General features: G+C 41.5%; 15 protein-coding genes. 8 read left to right on the top strand and 7 right to left on the bottom strand.

The window, feature by feature from the left end; genetic code table 11:
- Positions 1-58 precede the first annotated feature (58 nt).
- The 7 genes from VIM88_RS08625 to VIM88_RS08595 form a co-directional block, all read right to left on the bottom strand.
- On the bottom strand, positions 59-904 hold the full coding sequence (locus VIM88_RS08625) for a thiamine pyrophosphate-dependent enzyme (protein WP_331862490.1): 846 nt from the start codon (positions 902-904) through the stop codon (positions 59-61).
- Entirely contained in the window at positions 901-2,667 is a 1,767-nt protein-coding gene (locus VIM88_RS08620; protein WP_331862489.1) for a 2-oxoacid:acceptor oxidoreductase subunit alpha, read from the bottom strand. The genes VIM88_RS08625 and VIM88_RS08620 overlap by 4 nt, the downstream gene beginning before the upstream one ends.
- Entirely contained in the window at positions 2,667-3,371 is a 705-nt protein-coding gene (locus tag VIM88_RS08615) for a DUF2231 domain-containing protein (RefSeq protein WP_331862488.1), read from the bottom strand. The genes VIM88_RS08620 and VIM88_RS08615 overlap by 1 nt, the downstream gene beginning before the upstream one ends.
- 71 nt (positions 3,372-3,442) lie before the next feature.
- Positions 3,443-3,697: a high-potential iron-sulfur protein gene (locus VIM88_RS08610; RefSeq protein WP_331862487.1), complete on the bottom strand. Its 255-nt coding sequence runs from the start codon at positions 3,695-3,697 to the stop codon at positions 3,443-3,445.
- 44 nt (positions 3,698-3,741) lie between these two features.
- A complete protein-coding gene (locus VIM88_RS08605; protein WP_331862486.1) occupies positions 3,742-4,383 on the bottom strand; it encodes a superoxide dismutase in 642 nt (213 codons plus the stop codon).
- A 126-nt stretch (positions 4,384-4,509) separates the two neighbouring features.
- Positions 4,510-6,831 (bottom strand): heavy metal translocating P-type ATPase, encoded by a 2,322-nt coding sequence (locus VIM88_RS08600; RefSeq protein ID WP_331862485.1) that lies wholly within the window; start codon positions 6,829-6,831, stop codon positions 4,510-4,512.
- 121 nt (positions 6,832-6,952) lie between these two features.
- Positions 6,953-7,858: a protoglobin domain-containing protein gene (locus VIM88_RS08595; protein ID WP_331862484.1), complete on the bottom strand. Its 906-nt coding sequence runs from the start codon at positions 7,856-7,858 to the stop codon at positions 6,953-6,955.
- Positions 7,859-8,237: 379 nt separating this feature from the next.
- Between VIM88_RS08595 and VIM88_RS08590 the strand changes: the two genes are divergently transcribed.
- The 8 genes from VIM88_RS08590 to VIM88_RS08555 all read left to right on the top strand — a co-directional run.
- Positions 8,238-10,958 carry a DEAD/DEAH box helicase family protein gene (locus tag VIM88_RS08590; RefSeq protein WP_331862483.1) on the top strand — a complete coding sequence of 907 codons (2,721 nt, stop codon included), beginning with the start codon at positions 8,238-8,240 and terminating at the stop codon, positions 10,956-10,958.
- Entirely contained in the window at positions 10,958-12,316 is a 1,359-nt protein-coding gene (locus VIM88_RS08585) for a restriction endonuclease subunit S (RefSeq protein WP_331862482.1), read from the top strand. The genes VIM88_RS08590 and VIM88_RS08585 overlap by 1 nt, the downstream gene beginning before the upstream one ends.
- Positions 12,316-13,803 carry a class I SAM-dependent DNA methyltransferase gene (locus VIM88_RS08580; RefSeq protein ID WP_331862481.1) on the top strand — a complete coding sequence of 496 codons (1,488 nt, stop codon included), beginning with the start codon at positions 12,316-12,318 and terminating at the stop codon, positions 13,801-13,803. The genes VIM88_RS08585 and VIM88_RS08580 overlap by 1 nt, the downstream gene beginning before the upstream one ends.
- Positions 13,796-15,211: a hypothetical protein gene (locus VIM88_RS08575; RefSeq protein ID WP_331862480.1), complete on the top strand. Its 1,416-nt coding sequence runs from the start codon at positions 13,796-13,798 to the stop codon at positions 15,209-15,211. Before VIM88_RS08580 ends, VIM88_RS08575 begins: the two co-directional genes overlap by 8 nt.
- 16 nt (positions 15,212-15,227) lie before the next feature.
- Entirely contained in the window at positions 15,228-16,649 is a 1,422-nt protein-coding gene (locus VIM88_RS08570; RefSeq protein WP_331862479.1) for an AAA family ATPase, read from the top strand.
- Between the two features lie 2 nt (positions 16,650-16,651).
- The gene (locus VIM88_RS08565; RefSeq protein ID WP_331862478.1) at positions 16,652-17,272 is read left to right on the top strand and encodes a hypothetical protein; all 621 of its coding nucleotides are present in this window, start codon (positions 16,652-16,654) and stop codon (positions 17,270-17,272) included.
- A gap of 235 nt (positions 17,273-17,507) precedes the next feature.
- The gene (locus VIM88_RS08560) at positions 17,508-17,867 is read left to right on the top strand and encodes a hypothetical protein (protein ID WP_331862477.1); all 360 of its coding nucleotides are present in this window, start codon (positions 17,508-17,510) and stop codon (positions 17,865-17,867) included.
- A gap of 168 nt (positions 17,868-18,035) precedes the next feature.
- Positions 18,036-18,320 (top strand): ferritin-like domain-containing protein (locus tag VIM88_RS08555; RefSeq protein WP_331862476.1); only part of this gene is annotated, 285 nt, incomplete at its 3' end.

The following is an 18,320-nucleotide window of genomic DNA, read 5'->3' as shown; positions in this document are numbered from 1 at the left end:
TATGTTACATTTTTACCAGATATATTTGCGCAACTCCTACCTCCGGAGCTCATTCGGCTCAATATTCTTCAAATAACGCCTGCACTCTATGAAGGTCATGTGACATTTCATAAAGGGCGCTTTTTTCATCGGCTCTTACATTCTTTTCAAAGGTAGGAGATTCCGACCGGTAAAAGATGCCGATGGGGATAGGGTCGTTCTCCAGTGCCTTATACATCGCTGCAGGCAGGTCGGATGTATCATGCTTACTCTCAAGTTCATAGGTATTATCCTTGAACCATTGATAGGTGTTCACTTTGTTGAAGACCACGCAGGGCTGGAAAATGTCCACAAGGGCATACCCTTTATGCAAAAAGGCCTCTTTCAGCACCTTTCTGGCGTGATCACGATTGCCGATACTGACGCGTGATACAAATCCTGCCTTTAAGGCCAGCGCGACAGAGACGGGATTGAAAGGTTCGTTGGTGACGCCGTTTGCCTGCACAGGGGTTTGAAACCCTTTTTGGCTGGTGGGAGACGCCTGCCCTTTGGTAAGCCCGTAGACCATGTTGTTGTGCACGATATGCACGATATCAGGATTGCGTCTGACGGTATGCATGAAGTGGTTCCCGCCTTCGCCGTACATATCTCCGTCACCTCCTTCGGCTATGACCTTCAGCGCAGGGTTGGAAGCCTTGAGTGTCGTTGCCACAGGCAGTGCGCGTCCGTGCAGACCGCAGAACATATGGGTATCGATATAGTAGGGCGTTTTGGCGGCCTGTCCGATGCCCGAGACGATTACCGTCTGTTTGGGATCGAGCTCCAGCTCTGACAGTACTTCTTCAAGCAGTTTCAGTATCCCGAAATTTCCGCACCCCGGGCACCAGGCATTGTCTACCTCTGTTCTTGCCAGCGGATGTTTCATTTGAGCTCCTTCAATACTATTTTCAATCTCTCTTCCAGCAGATCCGCAAAAAAACCAAAGCCGTTGGCTTGCAGCACAGTGTGATCGATCCGGACATCATGACTTTTCAGTCTCCCTGCAAATTGTCCCGTCGCATTGTTCTCTATCATGATATTGGCGTCCGTCTTTTTCAACAGCTCAAGATGTTCGGGGTTCAGCGGATGCACCCAGGCAAAGTGCACATGAAGGAGCCTGCTGTCATCCAGGACCTTCAGTACCTCCTCGATGACACCTTTGGTGGAACCCCATCCGATCACTGCGATACTTCCTTTGCCCGATACTCTGGGCGCATAGGCTTCAGAGAGAGACCGCGCGATCTTCTGTGTCCGTTTCTCTACCATTTTTTCACGCACATGGTGGCTTTCGGTGATCTGTCCCCGTTCATCGTGTTCGTCGCTGGTAGAGACGACCATGCCTTCTCCCAGACCGGGGACCCCTCTGGGTGTGATGCCACCTTCAACGATCTTGTATCGGTCATAGGAGGCTTCGGTCGTATGGATGTAGCGCCGCTGTTCATAGCGGCTGAAGTCAACCGTTTGCAGCATTCCCATAGAGTCCGCGAGATACTGGTCGCTCAGATAGATCACTGGCATCTGGTACCTGTCCGCCAGTTCAAAGGCAAGATAGCCGTAGTCGATACACTCCTGCAGGTCTCCCGGGGCCAGAACGATACGTCCGAAATACCCGTGCCCGCTGTGGATCGCAAGATCCAGGTCTCCCTGTTCCGTACGGGTAGGGAGTCCTGTAGCCGGTCCGGGGCGCTGGGCAAGATAGATGACCGCCGGCGTCTCGCTCATCCCCGAAAGGCTGACCGCTTCACTCATCAGTGCGAACCCGCCGCCGGAGGTGGATGTCATCGCCCGTGCTCCGCCGTACCATCCGCCCAGGACCATGTTCAGCGATGCGATCTCATCTTCGCTTTGTTCGACCACTATCGTAAGGTCACGGGACATCGATGCCATGAAGTTCAATACCCCGGTAGAGGGGGACATCGGGTAGGCGGTGATCATATTGCATCCGCCTGCCAGAAAACCAAAACCCGAGGCGGCAGAGCCATTGAGCAGATGTAAAGCTTCCGTGAGCGCTGGCTGGGCAGCGGGCAGATCCGGGAGCGATACCCCTTTCAGCGCTTTTCCGTACGCCACACCCTCCTGCATCGCAGTCTCATTCTCCTGCGGGTCCTCTTCCTCGAAAATGGAGAGGATGCTTTGGGAGAGCATCTTCGCGTCCAGACCGAACAGTCCGAAGAGCACACCGCAGATATAGCTGTTGGCATAGCGTTTGCTTCCCACTTTTTTGACCGACTCCAGCATAGGCATCTCCACGATATCCATCTCTTCGTGCTTCACGCTTTCATCCGCCATGATGACCGTCTCATCGCCCAGGCGTTCCTGCGCATGGTCCAGGGCATCCGCATCGAGCGCGATGAAGAGGTCGGCATGCCAGCAGGGCGCATGGACAGGGCCATCCGAGATACGGAGCAGGGTGGTGTTGCTTCCTCCGCGTACCCTGGACATATACTCCTTGGTGGAAAAGACGAAAAAACCGCTCCGCCTGAAGGCATCGCTCAGGACATTTTCCAGTGTCATGATCCCTGTCCCTGCGGCACCTCCTATCAGAAAAGAAATGCTGTGCGTACCTGTATGCTCCTCTTGGTTGTTCTTGGGAAGTTTTACCGGTGCTTTGGAGATATCCGCCTGGAACGGGACCTTGGTCTCTTTCATCATGACTCCCTGTCGGGCCAGGTGATCTTGCCGCCGTAATATCCCAGAATGATGACGGCAAGACCGGTCAAAAGCACGATACCATGGTAAAGCATGCTTTCAAAGCTTGTCCCGTAGACCATTTCGGGGTCATCAAGGTAGACGAAGATCCCTATGATGCCGAGGATGAGGGTGAGCAGGGAAACTGTAATTTTGATGATAAAAACAGGGGCCAAGGCAAGATTGTAATTGATCTTCCAGCTTAAAAGACCGGGGAGCATCGCTATGGCGCCCATCACGGTTGCGACAAAGAAGGTATAGAATACAGCTGCGGCAAATGCGGCTGTCGGATGGAAGAGAAAGATCAGGTCAGCCCCTGCGGCAAAGAGATGCAGGGCGATCGGAAAATGAACCAGCATGGGGTGGGGATGGTATTTGCGGTACCATGCGACCCAGTCAAAGCGCTTTTCTATGTGCTTATCGCTCTGATCACGTGTCTCGCTCTGATCGAGTGTGCCGACAACGTCGAAGCGGGCAAAGACCTCTTCGCCGTGCGGTGCGTTTTTCAGTACCTCGGTCAGGTCCTGTCCCGCTCTATGCATATTTTGGTGTATGCCGTTCTTCCACAGAGGGCTTTCGGTGACATCATACACTTTTCCTTTATAGGCGATGTATGCTTTCTCTCCGTTCTGTCCGTCATACTGTTTCAACTCTTCCAACGTCATACTGAAACCTCCTTACGAAAAACACAGGTAACCACTGTTACACATCGATCACTGCGCCATATTGGCGTCTTCTATGGTTCTTTGTATTTCGGGTCTTTAAAATAGATCGTGCACCACCCCTCGGGGTCGATGTTTCCTTCTACGGTCTTGCATTCATTGGTTTCGGGTATGAAATGCATGCACTCGCTGCATTTCTGTCCATCTTTAGGCGTACTTTGGTATTGTACGGTCTCTTTTGTACTCTTTGCATAGAGTGGTGTAGTATAAATGGTGCCCAGACCAAGTAAAGACATATATTTAAAGAAATCTCTTCTGGTCGTTTTCATGATAGCTCCTTTCTCTATTGCGGTGTTCGATCTTTCCGAACACGCTATATTTTACACTCCTCACTGTCATCACTGCAAGGGTCCAGGGTACCGTGGCGTGAGTAGGTGAAATCCTCAAGGTTTTTGGAAACAAAATCCCAATTGATGATGTCCCACCACTTTTTCAGATATTCAGGTCTGGCATTTCTGTTGTCTATATAGTAGGCATGCTCCCAGACATCACAGGTCATGAGAGGGGTATTTCCTGTCACGAGCGGATTTTGTGCATTGGACAGGGACTCCAGCAGCAGATCGCCTGAACTGTCTATGCTGAGCCATAGCCAGCCGGATCCGAACAGGCCTGCTGCACGCTCCAAGAATGTCTCTTTAAAGGCTTCCATGGAACCAAAGTCTCTGTCTATTAGTTTCAGAAGGTTCTTGGAGGGTGTGGTCTTGTCCCTGCACAGCCCCTTAAAATAGAAGTCATGGTTATAGACCTGTGCGGCATTGTTGAAGATGCCGCCATCGGCAGACTTGATGATATCTTTAAGGACCATCTTCTCGAACTTTGTCCCTTCGATCAGCCTGTTCAGGTTATTGACATAGGCGGCATGGTGCTTGCCATGATGGTACTCCAGTGTCTCTCTGGAAATGTACGGCTCCAAAGCATCCAGTTCAAAAGGCAGGTCCATTAATGTATGTGTCATTTTAAATCCTTTCTTTACTCGTTAAGAGTAGCTGTTTTTGTCTATGGTAAGAAGATTCCGTGTAATGTGTGTGTAGCTGTGCCGAAGCACTCTGCGAGCGTGGTCCGGAGGCAGGGGACCGACGCGCTAAAGGGTCTCTTTTTTCAACCGCAAGGCATTGACGATCACCGAAACGGAGGAGAAGCTCATCGCGGTGGCAGCGATCATCGGAGAGAGCAGTATGCCAAAGAAAGGGTAGAGCGCACCAGCAGCTATGGGCACGCCCAACGTGTTGTAAATGAAAGCGAAAAAGAGGTTCTGTCTGATGTTCTTCATCGTGGCACGGCTCAGTCTTCTAGCTTTGACGATGCCTCCGAGGTCACCCTTGATCAGCGTGATCCCCGCACTCTCCATCGCAACATCCGTCCCTGTCCCCATGGCGATGCCCACATGGGACTGGGCCAGGGCAGGGGCATCATTGATGCCGTCCCCGGCCATGGCGACGATCCCGCCTTGTTCCTGCAGCGTTCTGATGATGTCCGCTTTGCCTTCGGGCAGTACATCCGCATGCACTTCATCGATGCCGAGTTTTCCGGCCACCGCGTTGGCTGTGGTCAGGTTGTCCCCGGTGATCATCACGACCTTCAGCCCCTCTTTGTGCAGTGCTTCTATCGCATTCTGCGTGGTCTCTTTGATGGGGTCCGCCACCGCGATCAGGCCGGCGATCTCATCCTCTATGGCGACCAGTACGACGGTAGCTCCCTCTTTCCGGAAGGTTTCCGCTCTCTCTTTCACCTTTTCTGTCTCTATCTCCAAGGAGCCGAACAGATGGATGTTCCCTATCACCATCTGATGCCCATTGACGATCCCTTTGATCCCCTGACCGGTAATGGAGTCAAACGCTTGTACCTCGAGCAGGGGTATCTTTTGCTCCTCGACCTCTTCCATGATGGCCAGCGCGATAGGGTGTTCGCTTCCATGCTCAAGGGAAGCGCTCAGCTGCAGCAGGTCGTTCTTCTCTATCTTCCCGAGTGTCTCTATGGCCACAAGTTTCGGTTTTCCCTCTGTCAGCGTTCCCGTTTTGTCGACGACCACCGTACCTACTTTTTCCATCATTTCCAGGGCTTCGGCATTTTTGATCAGCACGCCGTTGGAAGCGCCTTTCCCCGTACCCACCATGATCGAGATAGGCGTTGCCAGGCCCAGTGCACAGGGACAGGCTATGATCAGCACTGCCACGGCCGATACCAGGGCATAGGCCAGTTTCGGTTCCGGTCCGACGAGATACCAGATGACAAAGGTAAAGATGGAAATAAGCACCACGGCCGGTACGAAATAGAAAGAGACGAGGTCTGCCAGGTTCTGTATGGGTGCACGCGAGCGCTGCGCCCTCGCGACCATGTCGATGATCTGCGAGAGCAGGGTGTCTGCACCGATCTTCTCTGCCTCCATGACGATCGTCCCGCTTCCGTTGATCGTGGCGCCGATCAGCTTCATGCCTGCCTCTTTTTTGACGGCGAGAGGTTCACCCGTCACCATGGACTCATCCACATGGCTGGACCCTTCCACGACGACGCCGTCGACGGGTATCTTTTCTCCGGGACGGATGCGCAGTCTGTCGCCTGCCTTGACCGCTTCTCTGGAGACCACTGTTTCCGATCCGTCAGCATGGATCAGCGTGGCAGTGTTGGGTGCAAGGCTGAGCAGCATTCTGATGGCTTCATTGGTCTTTGATCGTGCCCGAAGCTCCAGAACCTGCCCCATCAGTACCAGTGCCGTGATCACCGCTGCCGATTCAAAGTAGACGTGCACCGTCCCATCGACCGAGCGCATCTGCGGCGGGAAGATGGCAGGGAAAAGCAGGGCCACGACACTGTAGGTCCATGCGACCGAGACACCGAGCGCGATGAGCGTGAACATATTGGGGTTCCATGTTCTGACGGAGTGCCAGGCCCTTACAAAGAACGGCCATCCGCCCCAGAGCACTACGGGTGTCGCGAGGAAGAACTCTATCCAGTACAGGGTCTTGATGGACAGACCCTTCGGAAGCAGCGAGGGCATCATATCTGCGGTCATCGCCAGCATAAAAAGAGGAAGCGCCAGGAAGGCAGAGAACCAGAAACGCCGTGTCATCGCTTTGAGCTCACCGTCATCCTCTTCCGCCGTTGCCATCACAGGTTCCAGCGACATGCCGCATATGGGGCAGCTTCCCGGTCCGTCCTGTATGATCTCCGGATGCATGGGGCAGGTGTATTGTGTAAATCCGGGGTCGATGTCACAGCTGCCGTCAGGACAGTTTTTTATATCTTCACTCTTTTTGGGTTCCAGGTAGGTCTCGGGCGAGGTATCGAACTTGCTTTTGCACTGTTCGCTGCAGAAATAGTAGTTCTTATGATGATAGGTGCTTTGGTATGGGGAATCCTCTGAAACATCCATGCCGCAGACGACATCTTTGCGGGTCTCTTTCATCGTTCTTTTTCCTATCGCTTTTGTCTATGCTAGCACACATGTGTGTATTGTATGTGCAGATGACAGTCAGCGCCTAGCCGGAGTTCTGATACCTTATGGCGTCGAAAAAGAATCTCTTTTGTCAGTACCGGAGTTGTTTTTTCTTTGCCCCCACCAGCCAGTAGGCAATGGCCAGTCCGACGATCACTCCGCCTATCGTGAGCAGCTCTTGCCCTTTTTCGGAAGAGAGGGAGTATATCAGCACTTTTCTGATCAGTGCTGCCATGGCCAGCATGATGAACGCCCCTATGGCAAAGCCTTTGCCCTGAAGGTGGTTGATCTCTTCATGGATCAGCTCGATGGTCGCCCAGAGGACAAGCAGGCTTCCCAGTACGGTCAAGATGCCTTCTTCTATCTTCATGTCGGTAAAAAACAACAGGTATATGTCATATAAGAAAAGTCCTATCGCAAAAAACGCGACGATGGCCAGTGCGCCCGCCAAAAAATAGTTGATATAGGAGTTGAACTCTTTCAATCCGGTCAGCATCTTCTTTTCGATCTTGGACAGAGAGAGAAATCTTCCCAGCTCTTCTTCCCTGTAGGAACTGGTCAAAGAGTCAAGGTTCATGTCTATGATCTTTTCAATGGCATTGATGACCTTGATGTGCTCTTTCTTGTTCGCGTAGTCATCTTCGATGTGCTTGAGCACGAACGTTCTGACAAAGGTAAAAGCGGAATTGACATAATGCGTCGGCAACCCGATCTTCATATGGACTTCACCGATCTTGTAGAGGTACAGAAAGTACTGCAGGTCATATTTTCCGTTGAACAGATGGATGAACCACTCTTTGATCTTTTTTCTGTGGTTCTCGATGATCTCTTTGTTTTTCAGGAACTGTGCCGTCTTGCCGAACCCCCAGATATAATCATAGAATTCATTCATGAAAATATCTGCCACGGCTGCCATTTTGGGCTGCAGCGATTTTAAGATCTCTTCTTCCTCCGGTGTGAACCTGTAGTGCTCTTTAAGGTTTTTATAGTCATTCATCATGAAGATCCTTTCTTATCGTAATATAAACGGTAATGGGCAAAGCGTACTTCTGTTGCGGTATATATAATATGTAGAGTATATCAGAAATGTCCTATATATATAAAATATTAATAAAAATATATAACTTTAGTGTGCTTTTATCTGGACATGACAGTGAGTAGCTTTAATTGATAGAGGGTAACTGGGGAAAGAGAAATGGGTCTCTCATTGACAGACATATTTGAAGGATTGAGTCTGAAAATTGTCGGTAAAAAGCATAGAGTGCTTTTAATTTTCGTTTTATTGTTATCTCTATGCTTCTTTAGGCTAGAATAAGTAACTTAATAAATTTTTAAGATTCAAGTATAAGATTAAAGTGTATCGTGTAGGGAATAGTATGTACGAGATAAACCAAAATCCAGAGCAAATAGCAAGAGATAAAATAGATAAACTTCTTAGCGATTCAGGTTGGGCTATTCAGAGTGCTAAAAAGATAAATTGGAATGAATCTTTAGGCATTGCGATCAAAGAGTATCAAACGGATGTTGGACCGGCAGATTATGTACTCTTTGTTGATAGAAAACCGGTAGGTATCGTAGAAGCTAAAAAAGAAGAGGCTGCATACAATATATCGGTTGTTGAGGAACAGTCGGTCGGTTATGCTAAAGCCAAACTCAAATATCTCAACAACGACCCGCTAAGATTTGTCTATGAAAGTACGGGAATTCTTACAAGATTTACAGACTTAAATGATCCAAAACCAAGAGCAAGGGAAGTATTTAGCTTCCATACACCACAAACTCTACTAAATTGGTCAAAACAAGAAAAAACACTAAGAGGAAGATTCTTTGATATCCCGGAGCTTGAAGCTGATGGGTTTAGACCTGCTCAAATAAAAGCTATTCAAAATCTTGAAAACTCATTTAGGCAAAATAAACCAAGAGCATTAATCCAAATGGCAACTGGAGCGGGTAAAACATTTACAGCAGCTTCTTTTGTCTACAGGCTTCTCAAATTTGCAAAAGCTCAAAGAGTCTTATTTTTAGTCAATACACGAAATCTTGGTGAACAAACAGAACAAGAGTTTATGAAGTTTGTCCCACAAGATGACAATAGAAAATTTACTGAGCTTTATAATGTCCAAAAACTTAGTTCAAGCTATATAGCAAGTGATGCACAAGTCTGTATTAGTACCATTCAAAGACTCTACTCAATCTTAAAAGGTGAAGATCTGGATGAAAAGGCAGAAGAAGAGAACCCGAATGAATCAAACTGGAAACCCAAAGAGCCACTGCCTGTAGTTTATAATCAAAAAAACCCGATAGAAACATTTGACTTTATTGTAATAGATGAGTGCCACCAGTCAATCTATAATTTATGGAGACAAGTACTTGATTACTTTGATGCTTTTCTCATAGGACTTACTGCAACACCAGACAAAAGAACTTTTGGTTTTTTCAATGAAAATGTTGTAAGCGAATATACTTATGATGAATCTGTCATCGATGGGGTAAATGTACCTTATGATGTCTTTATTATAGAAACAGAGATCACAAAAAATGGTGCTGTAATCAAGGCTAAAGAACTGATAGAAAAACGAGAAAAACTCAGTCGTCGGAAAAGATGGGAGCAAACTGAAGAAGAGGAATCCTATACTCCAAATAAGCTAGACAAAGATATCGTTAATCCAAGCCAGATAAGAAATATCATTAAGGCTTACAAAGAAAACCTACCAAAAATATTTCCAAATAGAATGGATGAAAAGGGTGAGATGGAAGTACCGAAAACGCTTATTTTTGCCAAAACTGATTCTCATGCAGATGACATCATCAAAATCGTTCGTGAAGAGTTTGGAGAGGGCAATGATTTTTGCAAAAAAGTAACGTACAAGACAGATGAAGATCCAAAATCTCTCATCAACCGATTTCGGAATAACTACAATCCGAGAATTGCTGTAACTGTAGATATGATAGCTCAGGGTACCGACATTAAACCACTTGAAGTTGTCATGTTTATGAGAGATGTGAAAAGTAGTAATTACTATGAACAGATGAAGGGACGAGGATGCAGGACTATTAACAGTGATGATTTCCAGCAGGTCACAAAAACCGCAAAAAACAAAACCCACTTTGTTATTGTAGATGCTGTAGGTGTTGAAAAATCAAAAAAAACAGACTCAAGACCACTAGAGAGAAAACCTTCTGTACCTATGAAAGATTTGCTAGGTGCAGTTCTTATGGGTGCAACAGATGAAGACCTTTTTAGCTCACTTGCAAATAGACTTATAAGACTTGATCGTCAAATTAGCCCAGATGAAAAAGAGAAAATCACTGAGCTTAGCGGTGGGAAAACTATCAATACCATCATCAAAGACTTATTAAATGTTTATGACCCGGATGAGATAGAAAAAAGTTCACAAGAAGAGCTTATAAAAGAGGTACAAACTACCTTTAGCGGTAAGCTGAACGAATACCTTGAAAATGTTCGTCGCGTGCATGAACAAATCATAGATGTTGTAAATCTTGATACCGTACTTGTAGCAGATTGGGATAAAGATTCAACCGATAAAGCAAATGAAATCATCACAAAATTTAAAGCTTACATAGAAGAGCATAAAGATGAGATAATAGCACTTAAAATCTTCTACAATGAACCACATAGAAGAAGAGAGCTTACTTCAAAGATGGTGAAAGAGTTGCTTGAAAACATTAAAGCAAATAAACCATATTTAGCTCCTCTTCAAGTATGGGAAGCGTATAGACAATTAGAAGAGACAACCCCTCAAAGTCCTAAAAATGAGATTATTGCTCTAGTATCTATATTAAGACGACTAACTGGACTGGATGCAAAACTTACTGGTTATGACCTAACAATAGATAAAAACTTTCAAGAATGGGTGTTTAAAAAACATAAAGGAAATAGTCCAAAATATAGTGCCGAACAGATGAAGTGGCTACGGATGATAAAAGAGCATATCGCTACAAGCTTACATGTAGAGATTGATGACTTAGACTATACCCCATTTGATGCACAAGGTGGGCGAGGAAAGATGTGGCAATTATTTGGAGAAGAGATGAATAAAATTATAGATGAACTCAATGAAGCATTGGCGGCTTAATGAAATTAGAAATAAAGAGAAAAGACTGGATTATTGAAAGATTAGGTGATTTTGCAATATCCGAAAAAGGTAAAAAACCGAAAAATCAATCCGAAACACAAACTGAAGAGTTTAAATATCCTTATGTAGATATTCAAGGATTTGAAAAACATATATTTGATTCATATACTGATGGAGTAAAATGTAACTTTTGCACAGAAGATGATTTTTTAATGGTATGGGATGGTTCAAGATCAGGATTAGTAGGAAAAGCAGTAGCGGGTACGATTGGAAGCACATTGGTTAAAATCAATTTACCAATGATTGAAAACCACTTTGCATACTATTTCTTGAAATCAAAATATTTAGAAATAAATACCAATGCAAAAGGAACTGGAACTCCACATGTAAATCCAGATTTACTTTGGAATTATTCATTTCCTATTGTTCCCACTCTTGAACAAAAAGAAATCGTTGCAAAAATAGAGCAACTTTTCTCAGAGCTTGATAACGCAGTGGTAAACCTTGAAACCGCAAAGGCAAAACTTAAAATCTACCGCCAAGCAGTCCTTAAAAAGGCTTTTGAGGGAGAACTAACAAAAGAGTGGAGAGAAAAACAAACCAATCTTCCAACAGCAGATGAAGCACTGAAAGAAATAGATAATGAAAAATATTCTTTAGGTTATAAAATAAAAAATCGTGTTAATTCGTGGAGTTACTATCCCATAGGTAATATTTGTGAATTTCAACAAGGTATGCAAATTGCAAAAAGTTCAAGACTAAAGAAAGAAGAAAAAGACACATTACCAATTCTTAGGATAAAGAATTATCGTGATGGGTTTAAAACAGATGTTGAACATATTAAAATTGATGAAAAAAGTTTAATCGCTGAACCTCATGATTTAATAGTGACAAGAACAGGAGAAAGTCGTGGAGATATATTAACTGGATTTAGAGGTGTCTTCCATAATAATACTTTTAGAATCAACTATGACAAAAATATATTTACAAGAAAATATTTGTTGTATTATTTGACTTTTTCCGAAGTTCAAAATTATATTAAATTTGTATCAGGTAGAACTGGGCAACCTGATTTGACACACAGAAATTTTGGACCTTGCCCAGTTATTATTCCAAGTATATTAGAACAAGCCCAAATAGTCCAAGAAATAGAATCAAGGCTTAGTGTCTGCGATAAAATAGAAGAGACCATAGAAAACTCACTAGCTAAATCCGAAGCATTACGACAAAGTATCCTTAAAAAAGCTTTTGAAGGAAAACTCCTAAGCGAGAAAGAGCTAGAAAATATCAAAAATCATCCAGAATATGAGAGTGCCAAAGAGTTACTAAAAAGAATTAAAAAAGAGAGAGATAAATAATGAACGAATCAAATAATGCATCAAGTGTAGTAAGTAAAGTTTGGGGGTTTGCAAGTATGCTCCGTGATGATGGTGTGGGGTATGGAGACTATTTAGAACAGCTTACTTATCTGCTTTTTTTAAAAATGGCAGATGAGTACAGTAAACCACCTTATAATAGAAAACTGGGTATTCCAGAGGGGTTTGGATGGGAGAGTTTGACTGAAAAAAGAGGAGCTGAACTAGAGGTACATTATAGTGAGCTTCTTCGTGAACTCTCAACCGCCAAAGGAATCTTAGGACAGATATTTACCAAAAGCCAAAACAAGATCCAAGACCCCGCAAAACTCTACAAAATCATAGATATGGTCAATCGTGAAAACTGGTCGATGTTTGGAAGCGATCTTAAAGGTAAAATCTATGAGGGACTTTTAGAAAAAAATGCAGAAGATACCAAAAGCGGAGCGGGTCAATACTTTACACCAAGAAGCCTTATCCAAGCTATGGTGGAGTGTGTAAGACCAGAGCCAAATAAAACTATCACAGACCCAGCATGTGGAACGGGTGGGTTCTTCTTGGCAGCTTATGACTACATAGTAAAAAATCATGACCTAGATAGAGAGCAAAAAGAGTTTCTCAAAAACAAAACTTTCTATGGAAATGAGATAGTTGCAAATACAAGAAGAATGGCACTTATGAACCTCTTCTTACACAATATCGGTGAAATAGATGGAGAGAGCTTCATATCTCCAAATGATGCACTTATAGCCGATGAAGGAAAAAGATTTGATTATGTGTTAGCAAATCCACCGTTTGGTAAAAAAAGTTCAATGACCTTCACGAATGAAGAGGGAGAACAAGAGAAAGAAGATTTGGTTTATAATCGTCAAGATTTCTGGGCTACAAGCTCAAACAAACAGTTAAACTTCTTACAGCACATACGAACATTACTCAAAACTACAGGTCAAGCCGCAGTGGTATTACCCGATAATGTACTCTTTGAGGGTGGAGCTGGTGAGACGGTGAGAAAAGAGCTGATGAAGACAACAGAGCTTCATACGATACTCAGACTTCCAACTGGAATCTTTTATAAGCCAGGTGTAAAAGCAAATGTACTGTTCTTTGATAACAAACCTGCAAGTAAAGAGCCTTGGACAAAAGAGGTGTGGATATATGACTTTAGAACAAACATCCACTTTACACTAAAGAAAAACCCTATGACGCTTGATGATTTACAAGACTTCATCAAGTGCTATAACCCAACCAATAGACACCAAAGAAAAGAAACATACAGTGAAAAAAATCTAGAGGGTAGATGGAGAAAGTTTAGCTATGAAGAGATAATCGCTAGAGACAAAACAAGTTTAGATATCTTCTGGCTAAAAGATAAAAGCTTGGCTGATTTAGACAATCTTCCTGACCCAGACATTTTGGCAAATGAGATAATTGATGATTTAGAAGCTGGACTGGAAAGCTTTAGAGAGATCATAGGGATTATTAATGAGTGATCATACAAGATACCATGAAGCATTTGGTGTTTCTGCTGAAGCTTTTAGGAAATTAGGGGTGTTCAATGGTTTTGTAGATAGGGATGCAAATTTCTATATTGTTCCTCATATGTTACAAGGTACCTTAATACCTGAGTTTGAGAGTTCTTATGAGAAATATAAAAAACATTTTTCAACCATTGTAAAACTTATCAAAGCTTCTAAAGTTGAAGGTGATAGATTTTATAGAGAAACCGTTAAAAAGTTTGTTTTTCATGAGATAGCTCATGCAGGCCTTGGGTATTCAAAATCAGGGAAAAAAGGTTCTGGCATAGGAGAAAAACTAGCAGAACAATTAACTAAAGGTGCTTCGGAAATTGTTGCTGCAGGAATAGAAGACCCTGAGATTTTTGAATTAATTGGACTATTAGAAGAGGGAATAGGAGCAGATAGAATAAGTGATATGCTTTTATCTATACTAGCTGAGGAATTTTTTATGTATACAGAAAGTATGGCAGTAAAGTTAAAAATACCCACCAAAGTATATGAATATGGCGGTGTAGTATATAATGTTCCACATCATAAAAGTGAACCCGTAGTTTTCATCCCAGAAGAATTTATTGTAGCTTTACCTATGGCGATAGACCGTGATGATATTAGCATTGTTTGTGCACATAATGAAGGACTTAGAAATAGAGTGAATATGATTATTGCCCAAGGAATGGAAGCAGGTAATAAGATAAGTAAGCAGCAACTCAAAAGACTTATCGTTAAAGAGCCTGCTTTGGCTAAAGAATTAGTTAAATTAATTAAAGTTAAGGTTAATACTTCATATGATTTTATAGAAGATTCTACCGGCGAGTTTATCTGGAAAGATCTAGCACACAACTTTAGTGCTGACTTTCCTCTATCTCTGGACAAGAAAATGTCAGTCAAGGAAACTGTTGCGACAATATGTAATAAGTATCAATTGTTAATTGAAAACAATGGATTATTTAAATTTTTTCATAATAGTGATGGAACACATAAAAATGAAAAGTTTGCACAAATGCTATTTTTGGCTATTGCTCAATCATATTGTGAGGCAAACAATCTTGATTTAAGCCCTGAAAGTGATGCAGGTAGAGGTCCTGTAGATTTTAAAATAAGTCAAGGTGCTGATACAAAAGTAAACGTTGAATTGAAACTATCAACCAATAGACTTCTTCATGGATATGAGACACAATTACCTATTTATGATAAAGCCGAAAAGACAATTATTAGTTTTTTCTTAATTATTTTACTTGACCCTAAAGACATGAAAAAAGTCAAGACTGTATTTAGACATAAAAATAAGTATGAAACAGTAGAGAAAAAACTACCTGAAATAGTAGTTGTAGATGCTACATGGAAAGAATCTGCGAGTAAAGCAAAATCACTTCTAGATTAAAAAAAGGCGGAGGAACATGTCGTTTAGATTACATAAAATTTCATTTGATGAAAAAAACAACACTGATTTTAATTTTTCTACAGATAAAATGGATAAAAATATTATTTTTTCTATACTTATTGGTGCAAATGGCACAGGAAAGAGTATGTCACTTGTAAAATTGATTGATATTTTTCGAGATATAATGAGTGAACAAAATAAGCATTCTTCTAAACGTAAACGATTAAATTATTATCATATTATTTATGAATTAGATGGAAAAGTTTTTAATATAAAAAAAAATAAAGAAACCTATACTCTAGGTGAAGGTACAAGTTGGAAAAATATTCTAGTACCTCAATCTATATTGGCTTTAACATTTTTAGCAGAAGACAAGTTTACCTATCAATCACATGAAGATAATGAAAATTCAGTATATAAATACTTAGGGATCAGAAGTGCTGCAAATGCAATTTTTTCAGGATCTGTAAACAAAAAAATAAGAAGTATTTTATTTGACTGTGTAGTAGAAAAAAGTTTTAGAGATAAAGTTGTCCAGACTTTTGAGCTACTGGGTTATGAGCCAATAGTGAAAATGAAGTTTGATTATATATTAAAGAGTATGGTAACTAAAAAAATAACCATGAGAACAATTAATATGAGAATGAATACAATACACAAAAAATCAAAGTATGCAAATAAAAACATTTCACTACTTACTGAGCAAGAGAAGTCCGATATGTTAAAGTATATTCAAGAAGTAAAAAATGAGCGTAGCAAAACAAATACAAGTAAAGTTTTTACTGAATTAGTCATTGATTTTAGAGAAACTGAAGCATCATATAAAAAATACAAAATTGTTAAAAATATGATTTTTGCTGGTTTACTAGATCCTTCAACTATTGAAATAAGTCAAAAAGATAGTGAAGTAGATTCTGAGTCTTTAAGTTCTGGAGAAAAGAACCTTCTTTATATAACTTTACATATTTTAGCTAATGTACAAAACAACTCCATAATAGTTATAGATGAACCAGAAATAAGTTTGCATCCTAATTGGCAAATAAAATATAATTTTCATTTAAAACAAATTTTGTCTGGATATAAAAATATTCATGTAATAATTGCTACACATTCTCACTTTATGGTGTCTGGTTTGCACAAAGATGAGACTAATATTTTTACTATACATAAAGATAAATCAGTAGAAAATATTAAAGATGATACGTTCAGTTGGTCAGCAGAAAATATTTTATATCGTATTTTTAATACTCGAACAGTGAATAATTATTATTTAGAGAAAGATTTACAAACCGTTTTTAGTCTAATTTCAAAGAATGATCCGACAGACAAGAAAAAAATTATGAAAAGTTATGAAAATATTAAAGATGTAGTTTTTCATGAAGATGATCCATTATACAAATTGTCTGAAAAAATAAAAAAGTATCTCCAGGAAAATTAAATATGTTAAATTTAGATACTGCTTTAGAATTTTTACCTTTAGAACTAGCATATTTAAATAGTTTGAATAATCCTACAAAACTTCAACAAGAATCTTGGAGTGCATATAATAATGATGCAAGTATGAAGAGTCTAAAAAAGGAGATGAAAATTAGACTTTTATTAATCCAAAATGACAAATGTGTATATTGCATGAAAAATATTGATACAAGGACGCACTATGATGGAGATCGTGAACATTTTGCTAATAAGGATCGATATCCACAATATACGTTTGAACCATACAATTTATTAATTTCATGTAGTGATTGTAATAGACCTTTAAAAGGAACCCACAATACTATTAGTACATTTAATTCTATATATAGTAATTGTGAATTTAATATCGTACATCCTATTTTGGATAATGTACCTGATCACATTGATTTTACTGATAAAGTGTTAATTTTTGCAAAAACTGATAAAGGTTTAAGAACTATTGAATTATTTAAACTAGATCATCCATATTTATACAGTGAACGTGTACGGCAATCACTATATCAAGAGCGAGAGAACCAATGTAATCAAATAATTGACGACGAGATAATTGATTTAATAAATTTTGCAGTTAATTACCATATCTAATTATATGAGTATTGGGGTTAGGTAATGCTAATCTTATTCTAATCTTCTCCCTGATTATGTTCAGTATGCACCCCAAGGGCACTTCTTCCGTTGAAGTCAGGGCGCGTTCCCACTCGGGAGAGAGGGAACAAGAGAAATTTAGATACTTTTAGAGGGAACGTACATTTTAGGTATACTGATACTATTAAAAATTACTATGTTCCCCGAATAAATCGTTATGCAAAAAGGAAGCTTCGTGTTGTCAAAGTTCAAGACACAAACTTTTTATGTACAAATAAGAGAAAACTCTTTCATAGTCAGATGTGCCAATTCCGGTAAAGGCGTTTCACTTGATGCGGACACACCTTTTTCCAGCAAACACCTTTTAGTTGGTGAATTTGAAGTAGCGGAAAAGCTTCTGAAACAAGCATTCAAATATCTTCAGGAGAGTTGGTTGAGACCAATAGCCATCATGCATCCTCTTGAATTGATAGATGAGACATTGTCTGACGTTGAAGAAAAGGTCCTACAAGAACTTGCTTTGAGTGCCGGAGCGCGGGATGTGAAACTTTGGATGGGCGAAGAACTCACTGATCAAGAGATACTAAACGCATAACAAGCTACTGGAGACAAATAAAAACCCGCTATCGGATTTTTGATTTCTCATTATAAAAAAACTTAGATACTTTTAGCATAGATCGGTCATTTTAGGTATACTGATAATAGGAAAATCAATATCTTCCCCCAACCAATGATCAGGGGAACAATTTACAGGAGGAATACTATGTCAGAAACTATAAAAGATGTACTTGTAGAAGCGATCAATGATGAATACAAGGCACGCGCGACCTATCAACATGTGATCAATAAATTCGGCGATATACGCCCGTTCATTAATATCATCGAGGCAGAGACCCGGCATATTCATGCCCTGCTGCCTCTGTTCGAGAAATACGGCATCGAAGTTCCCGAAGATGACTGGGCTTCACGCACCGAAGCACCTGACACCATTCTGCAAGCCTGTCAGGTCGGAGTGGAAGCGGAAATTGAAAATGGCGAAATGTATGAC

It is taken from the genome of Sulfurovum sp., assembly GCF_036568385.1.
In the GTDB taxonomy this organism is placed as follows: domain Bacteria; phylum Campylobacterota; class Campylobacteria; order Campylobacterales; family Sulfurovaceae; genus Sulfurovum.
The sequence above is the reverse complement of the archived record's forward strand: the minus strand, read 5'-3'. Positions and strand labels throughout refer to the sequence as shown.